The organism is Streptomyces sp. YJ-C3 (genome assembly GCF_053891275.1).
The window spans coordinates 8,605,120-8,621,992 of record NZ_CM132685.1; the positions used below are offsets into that span (position 1 = coordinate 8,605,120).

At 70.6% G+C, this 16,873-nt stretch carries 23 protein-coding genes; 3 read left to right on the forward strand and 20 right to left on the reverse strand.

Annotation, left to right across the window (positions count from 1 at the left end):
- Window positions 1–34: 34 nt before the first annotated feature.
- The gene (locus ACVHNB_RS39010; RefSeq protein WP_428953853.1) at window positions 35–847 is read right to left on the reverse strand and encodes an HAD family hydrolase; all 813 of its coding nucleotides are present in this window, start codon (window positions 845–847) and stop codon (window positions 35–37) included.
- Window positions 796–1,689: a winged helix-turn-helix domain-containing protein gene (locus ACVHNB_RS39015; RefSeq protein WP_428953852.1), complete on the reverse strand. Its 894-nt coding sequence runs from the start codon at window positions 1,687–1,689 to the stop codon at window positions 796–798. The genes ACVHNB_RS39010 and ACVHNB_RS39015 overlap by 52 nt, the downstream gene beginning before the upstream one ends.
- Before the next feature lie 230 nt (window positions 1,690–1,919).
- On the opposite strand from ACVHNB_RS39015, the gene ACVHNB_RS39020 reads away from it, so the two are divergent.
- On the forward strand, window positions 1,920–2,111 hold the full coding sequence (locus tag ACVHNB_RS39020) for a hypothetical protein (protein WP_428953851.1): 192 nt from the start codon (window positions 1,920–1,922) through the stop codon (window positions 2,109–2,111).
- A gap of 16 nt (window positions 2,112–2,127) precedes the next feature.
- Here ACVHNB_RS39020 and ACVHNB_RS39025 read toward each other — a convergent pair whose 3' ends face one another.
- Window positions 2,128–3,054, reverse strand: a complete 927-nt coding sequence (locus ACVHNB_RS39025; protein ID WP_428953850.1) for a winged helix-turn-helix domain-containing protein — start codon at window positions 3,052–3,054, stop codon at window positions 2,128–2,130.
- A 210-nt stretch (window positions 3,055–3,264) separates the two neighbouring features.
- Between ACVHNB_RS39025 and ACVHNB_RS39030 the strand changes: the two genes are divergently transcribed.
- A complete protein-coding gene (locus tag ACVHNB_RS39030) occupies window positions 3,265–3,450 on the forward strand; it encodes a hypothetical protein (protein ID WP_428953849.1) in 186 nt (61 codons plus the stop codon).
- Window positions 3,451–3,505: 55 nt separating this feature from the next.
- Here ACVHNB_RS39030 and ACVHNB_RS39035 read toward each other — a convergent pair whose 3' ends face one another.
- Together ACVHNB_RS39035 and ACVHNB_RS39040 are read right to left on the reverse strand one after the other, a co-directional pair.
- Window positions 3,506–4,786, reverse strand: coding sequence for a GNAT family N-acetyltransferase (locus ACVHNB_RS39035; protein ID WP_456226988.1), 1,281 nt, complete (start codon window positions 4,784–4,786; stop codon window positions 3,506–3,508).
- Window positions 4,787–4,914: 128 nt separating this feature from the next.
- Complete coding sequence (locus tag ACVHNB_RS39040; protein WP_456229000.1) at window positions 4,915–5,448, reverse strand: RsiG family protein; 534 nt, start codon at window positions 5,446–5,448, stop codon at window positions 4,915–4,917.
- Window positions 5,449–5,685: 237 nt separating this feature from the next.
- Between ACVHNB_RS39040 and dtd the strand changes: the two genes are divergently transcribed.
- Entirely contained in the window at window positions 5,686–6,111 is a 426-nt protein-coding gene (gene dtd, locus ACVHNB_RS39045; RefSeq protein ID WP_456226989.1) for a D-aminoacyl-tRNA deacylase, read from the forward strand.
- A gap of 12 nt (window positions 6,112–6,123) precedes the next feature.
- On the opposite strand, the gene ygfZ is transcribed toward dtd, so the two are convergent.
- From ygfZ to ACVHNB_RS39120, 15 genes are all read right to left on the reverse strand, one after another.
- On the reverse strand, window positions 6,124–7,089 hold the full coding sequence (gene ygfZ / locus ACVHNB_RS39050) for a CAF17-like 4Fe-4S cluster assembly/insertion protein YgfZ (protein ID WP_428953845.1): 966 nt from the start codon (window positions 7,087–7,089) through the stop codon (window positions 6,124–6,126).
- A 34-nt stretch (window positions 7,090–7,123) separates the two neighbouring features.
- Window positions 7,124–7,597: a Fur family transcriptional regulator gene (locus tag ACVHNB_RS39055; RefSeq protein ID WP_428953844.1), complete on the reverse strand. Its 474-nt coding sequence runs from the start codon at window positions 7,595–7,597 to the stop codon at window positions 7,124–7,126.
- A gap of 41 nt (window positions 7,598–7,638) precedes the next feature.
- On the reverse strand, window positions 7,639–8,211 hold the full coding sequence (locus tag ACVHNB_RS39060) for an FABP family protein (protein ID WP_428953843.1): 573 nt from the start codon (window positions 8,209–8,211) through the stop codon (window positions 7,639–7,641).
- 227 nt (window positions 8,212–8,438) lie between these two features.
- A complete protein-coding gene (locus ACVHNB_RS39065) occupies window positions 8,439–9,332 on the reverse strand; it encodes a hypothetical protein (protein ID WP_456226990.1) in 894 nt (297 codons plus the stop codon).
- Window positions 9,329–10,129: a hypothetical protein gene (locus tag ACVHNB_RS39070; protein WP_456226991.1), complete on the reverse strand. Its 801-nt coding sequence runs from the start codon at window positions 10,127–10,129 to the stop codon at window positions 9,329–9,331. The genes ACVHNB_RS39065 and ACVHNB_RS39070 overlap by 4 nt, the downstream gene beginning before the upstream one ends.
- Window positions 10,126–10,848: a hypothetical protein gene (locus ACVHNB_RS39075; RefSeq protein ID WP_428953840.1), complete on the reverse strand. Its 723-nt coding sequence runs from the start codon at window positions 10,846–10,848 to the stop codon at window positions 10,126–10,128. Before ACVHNB_RS39075 ends, ACVHNB_RS39070 begins: the two co-directional genes overlap by 4 nt.
- Window positions 10,849–11,020: 172 nt before the next feature.
- On the reverse strand, window positions 11,021–11,401 hold the full coding sequence (locus tag ACVHNB_RS39080) for a hypothetical protein (RefSeq protein ID WP_428953839.1): 381 nt from the start codon (window positions 11,399–11,401) through the stop codon (window positions 11,021–11,023).
- A 52-nt stretch (window positions 11,402–11,453) separates the two neighbouring features.
- Window positions 11,454–11,918, reverse strand: coding sequence for a protease inhibitor I42 family protein (locus tag ACVHNB_RS39085; protein WP_456226992.1), 465 nt, complete (start codon window positions 11,916–11,918; stop codon window positions 11,454–11,456).
- Window positions 11,919–11,942: 24 nt separating this feature from the next.
- A complete protein-coding gene (locus tag ACVHNB_RS39090) occupies window positions 11,943–13,514 on the reverse strand; it encodes a peptidoglycan-binding protein (RefSeq protein ID WP_456226993.1) in 1,572 nt (523 codons plus the stop codon).
- A gap of 17 nt (window positions 13,515–13,531) precedes the next feature.
- Complete coding sequence (locus ACVHNB_RS39095) at window positions 13,532–13,906, reverse strand: type VII secretion target (protein ID WP_428953836.1); 375 nt, start codon at window positions 13,904–13,906, stop codon at window positions 13,532–13,534.
- Window positions 13,907–14,043: 137 nt separating this feature from the next.
- Window positions 14,044–14,307, reverse strand: a complete 264-nt coding sequence (locus ACVHNB_RS39100) for a DUF3099 domain-containing protein (RefSeq protein WP_428953835.1) — start codon at window positions 14,305–14,307, stop codon at window positions 14,044–14,046.
- 123 nt (window positions 14,308–14,430) lie between these two features.
- Window positions 14,431–14,718 carry a DUF1416 domain-containing protein gene (locus ACVHNB_RS39105; protein ID WP_127832476.1) on the reverse strand — a complete coding sequence of 96 codons (288 nt, stop codon included), beginning with the start codon at window positions 14,716–14,718 and terminating at the stop codon, window positions 14,431–14,433.
- A gap of 53 nt (window positions 14,719–14,771) precedes the next feature.
- Window positions 14,772–15,617 (reverse strand): sulfurtransferase, encoded by an 846-nt coding sequence (locus ACVHNB_RS39110; protein ID WP_428953834.1) that lies wholly within the window; start codon window positions 15,615–15,617, stop codon window positions 14,772–14,774.
- 147 nt (window positions 15,618–15,764) lie between these two features.
- Window positions 15,765–15,845 (reverse strand): putative leader peptide, encoded by an 81-nt coding sequence (locus ACVHNB_RS39115; RefSeq protein WP_350203226.1) that lies wholly within the window; start codon window positions 15,843–15,845, stop codon window positions 15,765–15,767.
- Between the two features lie 192 nt (window positions 15,846–16,037).
- Window positions 16,038–16,766, reverse strand: coding sequence for an LmeA family phospholipid-binding protein (locus ACVHNB_RS39120; protein WP_456226994.1), 729 nt, complete (start codon window positions 16,764–16,766; stop codon window positions 16,038–16,040).
- Window positions 16,767–16,873 lie beyond the last annotated feature (107 nt).

Consider the following 16,873-nt stretch of genomic DNA (forward strand, 5'->3'; position numbering starts at 1 on the left):
TCCGGGCTTTCCGGCCGACGCGGGAACGAGCAGGTCAGGGGTGCTGACGCAGAAGCTTCAGGATCGGCTCCAGGTCGTACACGACATGCCCGGCCCCCGCCTTCCGCAACCGCTTCTCCTTCTCCTCATTGCGCGCGTAGCCAAGAAACGCGACACCGGCGGCCGCCGCCGCGGCGCAGTCCGAGGAGGCGTCGCCGATCATCAGGGCCTGGCCGGGGGCGGCCCCCATGGCGCTCAGGGCCCGGTTCAGGCAGTACGGGTCGGGCTTGAGGAGGTTCAGGTCCTGCGTCCGACCGTAGATGTGCGGCTCGAAGCACACGGAGAGCTCACGGCCGGCGAGGTACCGCCGGACCGCCTCGGGCGAGTTGTTGGTCGTGATGGCCAGCCGGGCGCCCACGGCGGACCAGGTCCGGACGAGCGGATCCGCCCACGGTGTGGGCCACGCCGTGGGGACCGCCGCCAGCTCCTGCTCGGTGAGACGTTTCTCCATCTCCTGCACAAGGTCGCTGCCCGGCTGCTGCCGCGCCAGCCGGGCGAGGACGGCGTGCGGGTCCTGGACCGACCGGTCCTCCTCCGTCAGCAGCTCTCCCAGCCCGTGCGCCTCCAGCCACTCCTCCTGCCCCTGCGCGATCTCCGTCGCCGGGCGCCCCGCGAACAGCCGGCAGATCGGCCCGTCGAAGTCGAAGAGCACATACCGCGCTCCCCGGACGAGGCCGGCCACCGCGTCGCTCAATTCCCGGTGGGGTTCGCTCTCTTCGGCCACCGGAACAGTCTCCTTGGTCGCATCTGAAGTCACTAGGAGAGTGTCAGGTCGGACGTGATGGTTTCCCAGAGGGCGGTGAACCACTTCTGCGACTCCTCCACGAACGCGCGGTCCCGGTGGCCCGCGCGCTTCTCGAAGGAGAACAGCAGGGCCTGGGTGCCCGTGGCGGCGTACATCTCCAGCTTGGTGCCGCTGTCGATCTCCTCCTCGCGGCGCGTGACCATGTAGTACGAGAGGAGTGCCTCCGCGTCGTTGAGCAGGTAGAGCTTGACCGGGGGCGTGAACGGCAGGGCGCGGAAGGTGACCTGGACGTCGATGCCGTGGGAGGAGCGCAGGGAGCGGAGGTTGTGCCGCAGGACCTGGCCCTGGGCGTTGCGGGTGGCGAGCCAGCGCCGGTGGACCGCCTCGTCGTCGCTCCCGTGGGTTCCGCTCGCGGCGTCGGGGTCCGGGACCGGCACCGGGAAGGCCAGGTCGATGTCGCGGCTGGGCAGCAGGATGCGTACGTCGATGGACTCGGGGCGCATCCGGCCCTCGTGGATGAGGCGCAGCGGCTCGCCGAGGGCCAGCATCAGCGTCTCGGAGGTCATGCAGACGGCGTCGATGTGCACCTTGGGCGAGGTGAAGGCCTCCACCAGGCGGGGGGCCAGCGCGACCATGCTGGGCTGCGGTTCGTCGCGGCCGGGTGACGCCGTGGCGATGCGCGGCGGGCTGCCCTTGCTGACATTGCTCAACAGGCCGTCGGTCTGCAGGAGTTGGAGCGCCTGACGGACGGTGCCGCGCTCCACGCCGAACTCCTCGGCGAGCGTGGCCTGGGTGGGCAGCCGGTCGCCCGCCTTCAGGCGGCCGGACCTGATCCGTTCCCGCAGGTCGTCAGCGATCTCCTGGGGCGAGAGCTTTCTGCTGCCGTTCAGTGTCGCGTCTGCCATGTCTGCCACGCTCTCCTGGGTCACAACCAAACGCTACAACTTCCGTTTATTTGGCGGGAGTTGTTGATGGCTTGTTTATTACTGGCGACCAAGTGGGGACAACCATAATGCAGTTGGTTGCCAACTTGGCGCAAGGTGGCCAGGGGTGGCAGCCGGTCGGACCAGCCGATCAGCAGTATCTGGCTTCATCCAGCTCCACCGATGCCGTAGCCGATGAAGGAGGAAACGTCATGCCTTTCCTGAGCCTCCTCTCCGCGGTGTTCGTGATCACCTTCGAGCAGCTCGTCCAGTGGCACTACGGGCCGGCCGGGATCGCCGGTCTGCTCCTGCTGACCGTCGGCGTCAAGACCAGGAACGCCACGTGCAGTTCCGTGGGCGCCGTCCTGCTCGCGATCATGGTGGCCGGCCCCGCGCTCCACTGAACCACCTGTCAGGCCTTCAGGAACTGAGCGTCAGCTCCGAACTGATCGTGTTCCAGAGGCTGTTGAACCAGAGGTGGGACTGCTCCACGAACGTCGTGTCGCGCAGTCCCGTCCCCTGTTCGAACGCGAAGAGCATCTGCTGGGTTCCCTGCGCGTCGTAGACGTCCACCCGCTCGTGGTCGAGTTGCTCGCCGCGCCGGGTCAGCGTGTAGTACGCGAGCAAGGCCTGGGTGTTGTTGAGCAGATACAGCTTGACCGGCGGCGTGAACGGCAGCGCCCGGAACGAGACCTGGACGTCGATGCCGTGCGTGGCGCGCAGGGCCAGCAGATGGTGCCGCAGCACCTGGCCCTGCGCGTTGCGCTGCTCCAGCCAGTTGCGCCGCAGCAGGCCGCCCGTCACTCCATCGGCTTCCACCGCGGCGTCGGCGGGCGCGGGGAAGGCGATCTCGATGTTCCGGCTGGGCATGAGCACGCGCACGCGGACCTTGGCCGGTTTTATACGGCCCGCGTGGATCTGGCGCAACGGCTCTCCCAGCGCGAGCGTCAGCGAGACCGACGTCAGGCACAGGGCGTCGATCTCCACGTCCTGCTGCCGGAACGCGGCCCCGACCCGCTGGGACAGCGCGACCATCGTCGGCTGCGGGGCCGCGCCGGGACCGCCGAACGCGGCCTGCGGGTTCTCCGCGACGGTGGCCGGACTGCCCTTCGACACGTTGGCCAGCAGATGTTCGGACTGGAGGATGCGCAGCGCCTGACGTACGGCGGAGCGCTCCACCCCGAAGTCGTCCGCCAACTGAGCCTGTGTGGGCATCCGTTGGCCGGGACGAAGAAGCCCGTTGCGAATCCGGGCGCGCAGCTCATCAGCCACGTCGCGGTACGTCCACTGCGTCCGCTGCGGCTGGGACCGTCCATTGACGGCGGCATAGTCCCCACTCACAACCAAACACTACAACTTCCCGCCATCTTCGGGGAGTTGAGAAGAAGGTGGTTATGAGACGGACTGAAGCGGAGATAAGTATCAGTGAGTTGGTGACCAACTTCAGCGACATGGTCGGACAATCTCGGGGGTTGGCGTCGATCAGTCAGGTTGGTCTACGTCACCGCGATGCCGCGGGAGTTGGTCACCACTCGGACCCGAAGGAGGTACGTCCCCATGCCGGTCCTCGCCATCCTCGTCGCCGCTCTCGCCATCGGATTCGAGCAGCTCATCCAGTGGAAGTACGGCCCGATGGGCATCATCGCCTTCGTCGTGCTGTCCATCGGGCTCAAGGCCAAGAACACCATGATCAGCAGTATCGGGGCCGTCGTCCTCGTCATGCTGCTGGCCCAGAACGGCTGACCGGGCTTCCTTCCGGAGGGGAGCCGGGAGCCCGGTCGGTCTTCGACCACGTACGTCAGAACACGTCGGGGCACCACGGTCGCCGCGGCGTACGCAACAGGGCGTCGGCCACCGCGGCGGCGCCCGCCTCCTCCTCCGTCAACCGGCCCAGGGCGGCCAGCCGCACCGCGGACGCGTCGCCCAGCCACAGCGCCCCCAGCTCACCGATGTCGAGCGTGAGGTGGGGAGCCGCGGCGCTCGGCTCACAGACCGCTCCGTCGGGCGCCGCCACCAGCCGGAACCGTCCGCCGGCGAGCCCGGCCCGGTCCCGCACCTCCAGGACGAGCTCCCCGCTCGCCTCGTACGACCGTGCCTCCAGGGCCCGTACGACATCCAGGATCCGCACCCACAGGAAGTCGGCCTGCGTCACGACGCGGGCCGCGCGCGGGTCGGGCAGCAGGTGCGGGACCAGGTCGTCGGGGGCCCGGCCGCCGGTCCTGACCGCGGTGACCCAGTCGATCGAGCAGACGTGGTGCCACAGCGCCCGCTCGGCGGCCGGCGTGACGCCCGTCAGCTTCAGCACGGTCGCCGTGTTCCCCGGCATCTTGGCGTCGCCCCAGTGCCCGTCGGCCTTGAAGACGACCAGCCCGTCCACCTCACCGCGCGCGTTGCGGTACACGGCGTGGAACGGCTCGGTCCAGGTGTCCTCCGGCGTCGGCCACAGGCCGGTCTCGTACTGCCACCAGAAGTCGTCGCGGGAGACGACACCGGCGACCCGGGCGGACAGCCGCTCGTGCAGCTCGGGCCCGATCTTGCGCACCTCGTCGGCGTCGGCCGGGTCGATCCGGCCGCCGTCGTCCGGACCCGACCAGCGCGGGTCGAGACCGGCCCGCGGCACATCGATCTCCCACTCCGTGGTGGTGGTCGCGGGCCCGAACCCGTACCGCCCGTAGATCCGGTACTCGGCGGCGATCAGCGTCGCCGCGACGTCGCCGCGCTCCTTGGCCTCGGCGAGGTCGGCGGCCATCATGCGGCTGAGCAGGCCACGACGGCGGTGGGTCGGGCTGACCGTGACGTTCGTGACCGCATCGGTGGGGACCGTGGCCCCGCCGGGGACGCTGAGGCGCTGCGCGAAGGAGCGGAACGTGGCGACCTGCCGGATGCCGTCACCGCCGCCCGCCGGGGCGAAGGCGGCGCGGGTGCGGGCGAGGTCGAAGTGGGCGCGGCGCTTGGCGACCGTCTCCGGGGACGTGGCCGGCGAGCGCAGGAATCCGGTGTTGAGGGCGCGGCACCAGGCGGGCAGCTCGTCCTCGGTGAGGGGGCGTACGTCGATGTCTTCGGCGGCGCGGGTGGTCATGGGAGCCACGTTAGGCGGGGCCGGCGCCGTGCGTCGCGGGGATTTCCGCCGTGGCTGCGCCGGTCCGGCGGCAGGGGGCGGGCAGGCGGTGGCCCACCGGCCGGCTCCGCCCGCACCCGCCCGGCCCGTCAGCCGTCCAGCAGGTCGTCGACCTGGGCCTCGCCGTCCCGGTAGCGGCGCGCGATCTCCGCGCTGCAGTCGTCCGCGGTGCGCTGCAGGTGCTGCCGGCGCCGCGAGACCTGCTGCTCGTAGCGGACGAGCCGGCCCATCGCCGCGTGCAGCTCGTCGTCGGTGCGGGCCGCGAGGTCGGACAGCTCGACCTCGGAGAGCATCTCGGCGGCCAGCCGCCGGAACTCCTCGCTGTGCGGCGTGCCGAGCGTGACGTGCCGGGCCGACGAGCGGTGCTGGGTCGGCTGGTCGCGCAGGATCTCCGAGAGCCGGTCCAGGACCGGTGACTCGGGGTCGCGGCGGCCGGCCAGCTCGGCCCGCAGGATGTCGATGCGGCCCTGCAGCAGCCGGCGCACGTAACTGAGGTCCGCCTCGTCCTGCTGGGACTCACGGCGCACTCGGCGCAGCTCGGGCAGGCGCAGGCCCGGCAGATCGTGCTCCGGAACGGCCGGCAGCTCCGGGCTGTCGGTGCGCTGCACGGGCGGCCGGGCCATCGGGGCGGCCCGCCCGGTGTGGGCCGGGGAGACGGGCTCCCCGGGCAGGCCCGTACTCGGTGTGTGGCTCACTGCCTGAGCATCCATGGTTCGCTAACCGTCCCCTCGACCGGACTGACGCCGCACGCCACCGGCGCACCACGTGTGAGCATCGTGCCACTCCCGGTGCCCGCTCTGTGCGCGAGTACCCCATATCCGCCCCGGATGGGCGGTTCGGGAGCACGGCATGATGGCCGTATGCGTGCAGTAGTACAAAGAGTGGACGGCGCGAGCGTCGTCGTGGACGAAGAAGTGGTCGGCGAGATCAAGGGCGAGGGCCTGTGCGTCCTCGTCGGGGTCACGCACGAGGACACGAAGGAGAAGGCGGCCCAACTGGCCCGCAAACTCTGGTCGGTGCGGATGCTCGCCGACGAGAAGTCGTGCAGCGACATCGACGCGCCGCTGCTCGTGATCAGCCAGTTCACGCTCTACGGCGACGCGCGCAAGGGCCGCCGCCCCACCTGGAACGCGGCGGCGCCCGGTGACGTCGCCGAGCCGCTGGTCGACGAGGTCGTGGCGCAGCTGCGGGCGCTCGGCGCGACCGTGGCCACGGGCCGGTTCGGGGCGCAGATGCGGGTGTCCCTGACGAACGACGGCCCGTTCACGGTGCTGCTGGAGATGTAGCCCCGGAAGGAATCAGGGCTCTACGACGACCTCCTGCGCCGCCGCCGTGGTCTGTGCCATCAGCTCGGCGTCCACCGGCACGTTCCGCTTCACCAGCGCGAGCGCGATCGGGCCGAGCTCGTGGTGGCGCACGGACGTCGTCACGAAGCCGATCTTCCGGCCCTCGGGGCCGTCCGCCGCGAGCCGCACCTCGGCGCCCTGCGGGGGCAGGTGCACCTCGCTGCCGTCCAGGTGCAGGAAGACGAGCCGCCGCGGCGGCTTGCCCAGGTTCTGCACCCGGGCGACGGTCTCCTGCCCGCGGTAGCAGCCCTTCTGCAGGTGGACGGCCGAGCCGATCCAGCCCAGCTCGTGCGGGATCGTGCGGTGGTCGGTCTCGAAGCCGAGCCGCGGCCGGTGCTGCTCGACGCGCAGCGCCTCGTACGCGAGCAGCCCGACCGCCGGGCCGTGCTCCGTCACGTACGACTCCAGGTCACCGCGCGGCAGGAACAGGTCCCGCCCGTACGCGGTCTCGCGCACGGCCGCTCCGTCCGGCACCGGCGCGATGGATCCGGCGGGCAGGTGCACGACGGCGAACTCGCCGGTGACGTCGGCCACGTCGACCCGGTAGAAGAACTTCATCGACTCCAGGTACGCGAGGAGCGCCTCCTGCGTGCCCGGCTCGACGTGCGCCCACGTCGTCGTGCCGTCGTCGACGAGGTACAGGGCGTGCTCGATGTGGCCGTTGGCGGAGAGGATCAGCGCCTCGGTCGCCTGCCCCGGCGGCAGGTCGGTGACGTGCTGGGTCAGCAGCAGGTGCAGCCAGCTCAGCCGGTCGTCGCCGGTGACCGTGAGCACGCCGCGGTGCGAGAGGTCGACGACGCCCGCCCCGTCGGCGAGGGAGCGCTGCTCGCGGAACAGGTCGCCGTAGTGCGCGGCGACGCCTTCGTCCACGCCTTCACCGGGGACGGCACCGGGCAGGGTCAGCAGGGGGCTCTTCATGTTCACAGAGACTACGACGAGCGGGCGGACGCGCTTATTCCTGCGCGGCTGTTCCTGCCGGCTGTTCCTGACCGGCCGCACGGTCCTCGGCGCAGTTCTCGCAGCGGCCGAAGATCGCGAAGTGCTTGAGGTCGGTGTCGAAGCCGAACTGCGAGCGCAGCTTCGCGGTGAACTCCCCGGCCACGTCGACATCGGCCTCGATGACGTTCGTGCAGTCCCGGCACACCATGTGGATGTGGTGGTGCCGGTCGGCGAGGTGGTACGTGGGCGCCCCGTGCCCCAGGTGCGCGTGGCTGACGAGCCCGAGCTCCTCCAGGAGCTCCAGGGTCCGGTACACCGTGGAAATGTTGATCCCCGACGCCGTCCTGCGCACTTCGCACAGGATGTCGTCGGGGGTCGCGTGCTCCAGGGCGTCCACGGCCTCGAGAACAAGCTGACGCTGGGGCGTCAGCCGGTAGCCGCGCCGCCGCAGATCACTCTTCCAGTCGGTTCCCTCGGTGCTCACCACACCGTCGAGTCTAGAACCACCCGGAGGGAGCGCGGCTTCGGCTACTTGAAGAAGGCGATGCCGTCGTCGGGCATGTCCGGGAGGTTGCGCGCCATCTCGGCGACCTCCTCCGGCGAGACGACCTTCTTGAGCTGGGCCGACATGTAGGGGCGCAGCGGGACCTCGGGGGTCTGCTTCTCGCCGACCCACATGAGGTCGCTCTTCACATAGCCGTAGAGGCGCTTGCCGCCGCTGTACGGGCCGGAGGCCGCGGTCCGGGCGACCGCGTCGGTGGCCAGGTCGATCTGCGGCTTCTTGTCGGCCAGCTCGCCGTACCAGACCTCGACGACGCCGTCGTCGCGGACCATGACGACCTCGACCTTGCGGTCCTTGCCGACCCGCCAGTAGCCGGCCTCGGACTCCAGCGGCTTGACCTTGTTGCCGTCGCTGTCGAGGACCCAGCTGTGCGAGTGGTACTCCAGGAAGTCCCGCCCGTCGTGGGTGAAGGAGACCTCCTGGCCGAAGTTGGCCTTCTCGGCGCCCGGGAAGTCGGTGACGCCGGCGCCCGCCCAGTTGCCCAGGAGGAACGCGAGCGGGACGAGATCGGGGTGCAGGTCGGACGGGATCTGGATCATGATCTGGGATTCCTAGAGGGAGGTCAGCGCTGGCCCTGGTACAGCTTCTTCACGGTCAGACCGGCGAAGGCGAGCACGCCGACGCAGACCAGGACAAGGAGGGCGGAGAAGAAGGCCTCAAGCACGGGTGCTCCTCGGTGAGCGGCACTAGCGGAGCTAGCGGAACGTATGCGGACACAGAGCCGGACCCCACTGTAGTCGCGTGGGGTCCGGCGCTCTCGGTGAGGTCAGCCGAGCAGCTGATTCTGCAGGACGACGGTCTGCTGGAAGGGGATCTTCGGGGCACCGCCCTTGCGGGACTGCACGACGAGGGCGAGCACGTCACCGGACTGGATGTAGGCCTGGCGGACCTGCTCCTCGCCGTAGGGGCGGGTCTCCTCGTAGAGGTTCAGCTTCGTGTACCGCACGAAGGTGCCGATGTCCCCGGTCCAGGAGAAGTCCTCCTCGGTGGTATCGGCGCCGATCACCGCGTCGGTGCTGCCCGTGGCGTTCGCGGTGTACTCGCGCGCGAAGGCGCCCGTGTTGAAGCGCAGCAGGTAGATGCGGGTGCGTGTGCCGTCGGGCATGGTCCAGCCACGGGCGGCGACATGCCGCAGGCCGCCGTCCTTCAGCGCCTGCGCGAGATCACCGCGGGCGTCCTTCTCGTAGGCCTTCAGGTACGTCGCCGTGGGCAGCCAGCCCTTCTTGCCGGCCAGCGCCTTGTCCTCGGTAGCGCCCGCGGGCGCGGGCAGGACCAGGTCGCGCAGGTCCGCGAAGTGCTCCTCGCGGGCGTTCCGGTCGGCGAAGGCGGCCGGGGCGCCCGAGGGCAGCGGCGGCTTCTCGATCACCGGGTAGTCCCAGCGGCCGTCGCTCTCGGTGGCCAGGCCCGGCAGATCGCCGCGGGTCTGCTGCGTGACGCCGTACGCGGCCCCCGCGCCGACCGCCGCGAACACGACGACGGCCGCGGTCCAGCGCAGGGCGGCACGCAGCACGCGGCGGTCCTTCTGCACCGGGGCCGGAGCCTGATCCGCATCCGGAGCCGGAGCCGGAGCCGGAGCCGGGATCAGGGCCTGCGGCGGTTCGGCCGTGAGCTGCGTCGTCGGCTCGGGCACCGACCGGGGCGGCTGTGGTGGCTGGGTCATACGAGCTCCCCCCGCGACGAGATGTGGTCGAGCTGCTGCGCCAGAAGCGTGGCGACCGCCTTGCTGTCGATCGACTTGGGGCCGTACGCGGTGGCGGTGACCAGGAGGTCGTCCTCGTACGCGCTGCACAGCAGCAGATCGAGTTTGGTGTCCTTGTCGCGGGGCGCCCGGAAGCAGTCCGCCGTGCGGTGACCCTTGATCTTCGGACCCTTGGTGAAGCCGCCGAACGAGCGCAGGAACTCCGACCGGAACGACGTGAGGTCGCGGCCCGCCTGCCGGTTCTGCAGCTGGGCGAGCTGGATCTCGACGACGTAGTTCTCGTCGTAGTCGGCGTAGGGGCTGGTGTTGTCGGAGGCGTAGCTGCGCATCGCCAGGCCCTTGAGCTTCAGCTTGTCGATGGACCTGCGCTGGGCGTCGCGCTGGCGGGCGGGCAGGTCGTCCGCGCTCTTCTTGAAACGGGCCACGGCTTCCGGCCCGGTGATCGCCTTGTCGTTGCCGAACTCGTCGATGTCGGGTCCGGGGACGTAGCCCTCGGGCATCGGCAGCAGGCGCGCGATGAGGTCGCCCTTGGCGCCGGACTCACCGCCGGCCCGCTGCTTCTGCTGCTGCGGATCGCCCCACACCTTGGTGGAAACGGTGCGGTCGGCGTCGTTCACCTTCATCACGGTGAAGCCGGTGCCGCCCGCGACGGCGAGCAGGACGGCGCAGGCGATCACGGCGGCGGGCCAGCGGCGCCCGCGGACCGGCGCGGAAGCGGGGTCCGGGGCGGGGGCAGGGGCCGGGAACTGGTCGCTCACAGGCGCTCCAACTGCCGCTCGGCGAGGTTCATCGCGGTCTTCTTCGGGATCGGCTTGGTGTCGTAGAACCAGATGTCCATGACGATGTCGCCGCGCGAGGCGAGCGCTCTGGCCCGGTACCAGGGCAGATAGCCGGGCTTGGTCTGCGGGCGGTCGAAGACGTAGACGCGGCCGTCGGTGCTGCCGGGGATCGGCTCACCGTCGTTGCCCGCCCATTCCCGCTCGCCCATGTAGCTCTGCTGGCTGCTGAGGAACTCGCGGGAGCCGAGCTGCTCCGCGTCGCGGAACTGGACGAGGTGGACCTCGGTCGCGGACCGGCCCTTCTCCCAGGCGATCAGGGCGGCCCGGCGGAAGGAGCCGTCGGACAGCTCGCTGAACATGTAGTCCGGCTCCTCGAAGTCGTTCGCGTAGCCGTACTGGTTGCGCCAGCCCTGCACGGAGTCCGACTTCTGGGTGCCCGCGGGCCGCGCGACGAGCAGTTTGCGCAGGTCGCCGTCGGTGCGGACGCGGTGGTCACCGGTGGCGGCGAACACCTGCCGCGCCGTGCCCCCGGCCTGCGTGACCTTCTTCTGGGCGAGCGGCGGCAGCGGGTCGGGCGCGCGGCCGGCCTGCACGACGAAGCCGGTGCACACTCCCGCGACGGCACCGAGCACGGCGGCGCAGGCGATCAGCAGGGTGGTCCGGCCGCGTCTGCGCGCCGGACGCGGTGCCTCGGGCACCGGCTGCGGCTCCGCGGGCTGCGCCTCCGGCACCGTTTGCGGAGCTTGTACGTAATCCAACGGGTCCCCCCACGGAACTCGAAACGCGGATTCCGTATCCGCGCGCACAGGAGACCCACAAGGACCCGTGCTGGTTGCACGGATGTTGATAACGAAAGCGCTTCGGGCGGTCCTACCGGCCGCGCCGCAGCCGCAGCAGTCGTGCGACGGCGTCCAGCCAGCGGGCCGCGTCCGCCTCGGCCACGGGCGTGGCCGAGGTCTGCGCCGCGCTCTCCAGCCAGGCGCGCAGGAGCGCGGACGCCTCCGGGGACGGCAGGGGTTCGGGCAGCGCGGCCGCGTACCCGAGGCCGCCCGCGCGGACGATCTTCGCGATGTACTCCACGGAACGCGGCCGCACACCGAGCCGCCCGAGGGTGACGGCGGCGGCGACCGCACCGTCGCCGAAGAGGGCGGTGCGGAAGGCGTCCTGGGTGAGCCCGTAGCGGAGCAGGGCGGACACGTCGGTGGCGGCGAGCACCTCGTCGTCGGTGCGCGGCGCGCGGTCGTCGGGCATGGTCGCTTCCGTTTCCGTTCCTGTTCCGTTCCTGCTCTGTCCGGGGTCCGGGTCAGCGGACGGTGATCGTGTACTCGTAGTAGGCGGCTTCCTGGTCGGACGTGTCCGGGGCGGCGGTGGCCGTCGGCACCGGGCTCGCGCTCACGTCCGCGGCGCTGTGGCACCGGCCGTAGGGGCAGAACAGCAGCTTCACCGTGGTCCTGCCGGTCCCGGCCGCCTCGAAGTCGAAGAACTGGGCCCCGTCACCGCTGCCGATGAGGTCCTCGTCGCCGCCGTCCTCGTCCTCGCGTCTGCCCCGGTACGTGACGACGCCGCTGTCCGGGCGCGGGTGGGCCAGGTACCAGTTCTGGCCGAGGGCGGGGCTGGCCGGGACTTCCAGGGAGAACGTCTCGCCGCTGTCGACGGTGATGCTCCGCTCCCCCGGGCCATGGGCGGCGGGCCCGGCGGAACCGCCGCACCCGGCGAGGGCGAGGAGGGCCGCGGCCACGGCGGGCGTCGCGCGTACTGCGTTTGTCATCTGCACGATCGGTCTCAGTCCTGCTCAGTCCTGCTGGATGTAGACGCGGTTCACGTCGCCCTTGTTGGCCTTGGAGTAGCGGTCGTCGGTGGCCGCCTCCAGATCACCGTTGACGAAGTCGTCCTCGCTGATCCAGGTGGTGGTGCCCCACGGGTTGTAGACCTGGAGCATGCCGTCCTCCTGCCCGATGATCATCAGGCTGTGACCGTGGCGGTTGCCGTCGGAGTCCTCGCGCGTGATGTTGATCGGCACGGGCTTGCCGTCGGCGACGGACCTCTCGATGTCGGGGAGCAGGTCGCGGCGGTCGTCGGCGCTGCCCGTCTCCTGGGTGTCGTACGTGTCGCCGGTGCGCGGGCCGAGCTCCTTGTCGGAGATCTCCTCCTGCCCGTCGGCGTCCATGCCGGCCGGATGGCGGTCCCACCACCAGCCCGAGTAGTCGCCGTCGCCCTCGTCGTTCATCCGGAACTGCTCGTCGTGCAGGCGCTCGCGGAAGCGGTCGGGGTCGTCGTCCGTGCCGTCGGGCCCGCCGGTGAGCTCCAGGGCGTACACCGGGTCGACGAGGGCGCGGGCGGTGACCGTCGAGGACGGGACGCAGGTCTCGTCGTCCTGCGACCAGTGCTCGTCGCCGTACTTCTGGTCCTCCTGGCCGGAGTCGGAGGTGGTGGCGATCGGCGTCAGGTGCGTCTGGAGCCAGGCCGGGTCCTTGCCGTGGATCTTCCCGCCGAAGTCCTCGACCTCGTCGACGCCGTACCCGGCCGCGAGGGCCTTCATCAGGTACGCCTTCTCCTGCGGCGACGTGGCGTCCGCCAACAGCCGCTCCATGCGCGCCCGTTCGGCCGGTGACATGTTCTCCATGGCGCGGCCGGAGCGTTCGAGGTCGTTGGCGGTGAGGATCTCGTTCAGCTCGGGGTCGCCGGTGGCGTTGCTCGTGTCGGCGAGGACCAGGCGGTCGGCGGCGGACAGCTCGTCGGTGGCCATGTGCCCCGCCCGCGCCTCGGCCGCGTACTTGTCGAGGTCACGGGCCGCCTTGCGGGCGGCGTCGTCGGCCTTGGCGGCGGCCGCCTGCAGGTCCTCGACGCCCTCGGTGGCCAGTGCGCGGGCCCGCTTGCGCGCCGACTCCTCACCGTCGTCCTCGTGCAGGTCGTCGAACCAGCCGTCCTTGTCGCCGAGCATGCCGCGCGCCCGGTGCAGCTTGCCGCGGCCCTGGGCGTCGCGCCTCTGGGCGACGGTCAGCGCGTCGGAGAGCGTGCTCAGGGCGCGGCCGCCGGCCCGGAACGCCTCGATCATCTGCTGGGCGTCGCGCGCGGCGGCGGTCACCACCTGGGCGGCGGTCACGCTCGTGTCGCCGAGCCACACCTGCGGCAGGCCCTTGCGGGCGACGGCGTCGATCCGGTCGTGCGCCTTGTCGGCCTCGTCGGTCTGCCCGCTGTACCGGCGGCCGAGCGCGTCGAGAACGGCCGGGTCGCCGACCGGCGCGAGCACGCCGAGCGCGTCGTCGACGGCGTCGATCAGATCGTTCTTGCTGTCCGCGGAGGAGACCTTGGAGTGCAGCTCCGCGAGGCGGCTGCGCCGGTCGGTGGTGGATTCCGTCGTCATGCGTGCGGCCCGCCCCGTCAGTAGTCGCTCAGCGCGGAGGGCCGCGCGGCGTGGGCCGGCTGCGTGGAGAGGCGGCTGTCCCCGGCGGGCACGGCCCGCGCCTTGTCCCGTACGTCGATGTCGGAGCCCCGGTACGCGCGGCTGGACAGCCGCACCTTGTCGGCCAGTTCGTGCAGCGCCGCCTCCAGGACCTCGGTCTCGGCCTGCCAGGCCGCGGCGAACGCGTTGAAGGCGGGCCCCGAGTCGGCCCCGCCGAGGGTGTCCTGCGGGTAGCACATCGTGCTCTCGACGGCCCGGCCTATCGCGCCGACGTCGTCACCCGCCCCGTCCAACTCCTTGGCCTGCCCGGCCATTGCGCCGTGCTGAACCTGATAGCCCTCCGCAGAGGTCACCGGCCCTCCCCCGTGTCCGTGCCTCAACAGCCGTGCGGCGACGCGCTGTTACCGCATGTCGCTGACGTCCCGGAAGCTAGCACAGGCGTACGCACCCGCCCCTCGGACAGCACAGAGCCCACACATCAGCGGCCCGCTCAGGGGCCCCGCCGCTTCTTCCCGTCCAGCTCGTCCCACCACTCGTCGGACTTCTGGTCGCCGGAGGGGTCGTCCCACCAGCGGTCCTCGGGGCCGCGCCGGTTCGCGACGACGGCGGCGACGGGCGGGATGACCATGGCGACGACGCACATGGCGACGGCGGCGGGCACGGACCAGAGCCGTACGACGCCCCACGCCAGGACGAAGAGGGCGATGCAGACGCCCATCATGGCGAAGTAGACGTGCTTTCGCCGCGCGTACATGTCTCCAGCGTAATCCCGTGAGAAGGGCTCACGGCAAGCCGAAGGACCGCACCCCGTACCAGTGGCGTCCAACCCCCGGGGGTGCGGCCCTTCAGCCGTTCGGTGCGCGTCGCGGCGCCGCCGTCACACGGCGATCGCGACCTCCGCGAGCCCGCCTGTCTGGGCGACGACCGTACGGTCCGCCGTGCCGCCCGGCACCAGCGCACGCAGCGTCCACGTGCCCTCGGCCGCGTAGAAACGGAACTGGCCCGTGGCCGAGGTCGGGACCTCGGCGGTGAACTCGCCGGTCGAGTCCAGCAGACGGACGTAGCCCGTCACCGGCTCGCCGTCGCGGGTCACCTGACCCTGGATCGTGGTCTCACCGGGCTTGATCGTCGAGGCGTCGGGGCCGCCGGCCTTCGCTCCACACATACGTAACTCCTAGGAAGGAAAGGTCAGTTGACCTTGAAGACTGGACTCTTGGCTTACTTGTTGGCGCCGAGCTCGATCGGCACGCCGACGAGGGAGCCGTACTCGGTCCACGAACCGTCGTAGTTCTTGACGTTCTCGACACCGAGCAGCTCGTGCAGCACGAACCAGGTCAGCGCGGAACGCTCACCGATGCGGCAGTACGCGATGGAGTCCTTGGCCAGGTCGACCTGCTCCTCGGCGTACAGCGCCTTGAGGTCGTCGTCCGACTTGAAGGTGCCGTCGTCGTTGGCGTTCTTCGACCACGGGATGTTGCGCGCGGACGGGACGTGGCCCGGGCGCTGCGACTGCTCCTGCGGGAGGTGGGCCGGGGCGAGCAGCTTGCCGGAGAACTCGTCGGGCGAGCGCACGTCGACCAGGTTCTGCGAGCCGATCGCGTTCACGACGTCGTCGCGGAAGGCGCGGATCGAGGTGTCCTGGGCCTTGGCCTTGTACTGCGTGGCCGGGCGGCTGGGGACCTGCGAGCCGTCGACCAGGTCGCGGGAGTCGAGCTCCCACTTCTTGCGGCCGCCGTCGAGGAGCTTGACGTCGCTGTGGCCGTAGAGCTTGAAGTACCAGTAGGCGTAGGAAGCGAACCAGTTGTTGTTGCCGCCGTAGAGGACGACGGTCGTGTCGTTGCCGATGCCCTTCTTCGACAGCAGCTCCTCGAAGCCGGCCTGGTCGATGAAGTCACGGCGGACCGGGTCCTGGAGGTCCTTGGTCCAGTCGATGCGGATCGCGTTCTTGATGTGGTTCTTGTCGTACGCCGACGTGTCCTCGTCGACCTCGACGATCGCCACGTTCTCGTTGTCGAGGTTGGCCTCGACCCAGTCGGCGTCTACCAGGACGTCACTGCGGCTCATGCTGTCTTCCTCCGGGGCAGTTGCGGCGGTTGCGGCAGGCATGCGGGATGCCATGAGGGGTGCGCGGATCTGGCGCGCGGGTGACCCCGAGTGGCCTCGAGGGGTCGGCGGAAAGCGGGAGTCGCCTCGCGGCGGAGACCGTCCCGCTCAGACGGTGCGACAGAGCATGGCGGCGACGCGGCACAGGTCTACTGCCCGCCGCTTCGTGAGATCCGCCTGTCGCTTCATGCGTCCGATCGTAAGGACGCATCGGCGGCCGTGTCACCGGCATGTCGAATACTGAGACGCAATCATCCGGATTATGAGAATGATCGCGCCCCGGAGCCGCTCCCGCCGGGCCCCGGGGCCGCCGCGGCTCCGCCGATCTCTACTGTGCGGACAGTGCCGTCTCGCAGTGCGGACGGGCCGTCCTCCGAGTCCCTACCCGACGAGGTCGAGGTTCGAACCCTTCACCGTGATCTCGACGCCGTCCTTGACGGCCTGGACGTTGTCCAGCTCGATGCCCGCGGGCAGGTTGTCGATCGCCTGCTGGAAGTCGGTGACGGCGCGGATCCGGCCCTCCGCCAGTTCGAGGGCGCCGGTCTTGGGCAGGCTGTCGGCGCGGGCCGAGACCTTGCCGTCGGTGACCTTGATCGAGCTGATGACGGTCGGGTGCAGCGTGAGCACCGGCGTCTTCACGGTGACCGCCACCTTGACCTTGTCGCCGCCGCCGTAGGAGAGGCCGTCGATCTCGGCGGTGACGCCCGGCGCGACCTGGGCCGCCTCCTGCTTCTTCACGGCCTTCAGAAGCTCGTCGTAGGAGATCCGGGCGGTGCCGGTGGCCGACTCGGCGGTGGCGGAGCTGTAGCTGCTGTCGAACTTCACGCCGTGCATCTCGGCGTCCAGGTCGGCGATGCGGATGCTGTCGCCGCCGCTCTTCGCGTCGTAGTCCTTGATGCCGATCTCGACGTCGTCCAAGGTGCCGTCGGCGACCTGGGTCAGGAACGGGAAGCCCTTGATGGACACGTCGGGCGTACTGGCCAGGCCCTCGCTGGTGCGCAGCTTGTCGGCGGCCTTGTCCTCGGCGAAGTTGACCGCGACCCGGTCGGCGATCACGAACAGGCCGCCCACGATGACGACGAAGATCAGCAGTATTCGCAGTGCGCGCATGGCGTCGAGGCTCCCCCACGTCCGTTGTCCCCCGGCGCCCTGTGTCCCCCCGCCGGAGATGATTCGCTGCGGCGAGCGTACGTGGCCGCGTCCGCGGAGGGCGGGGA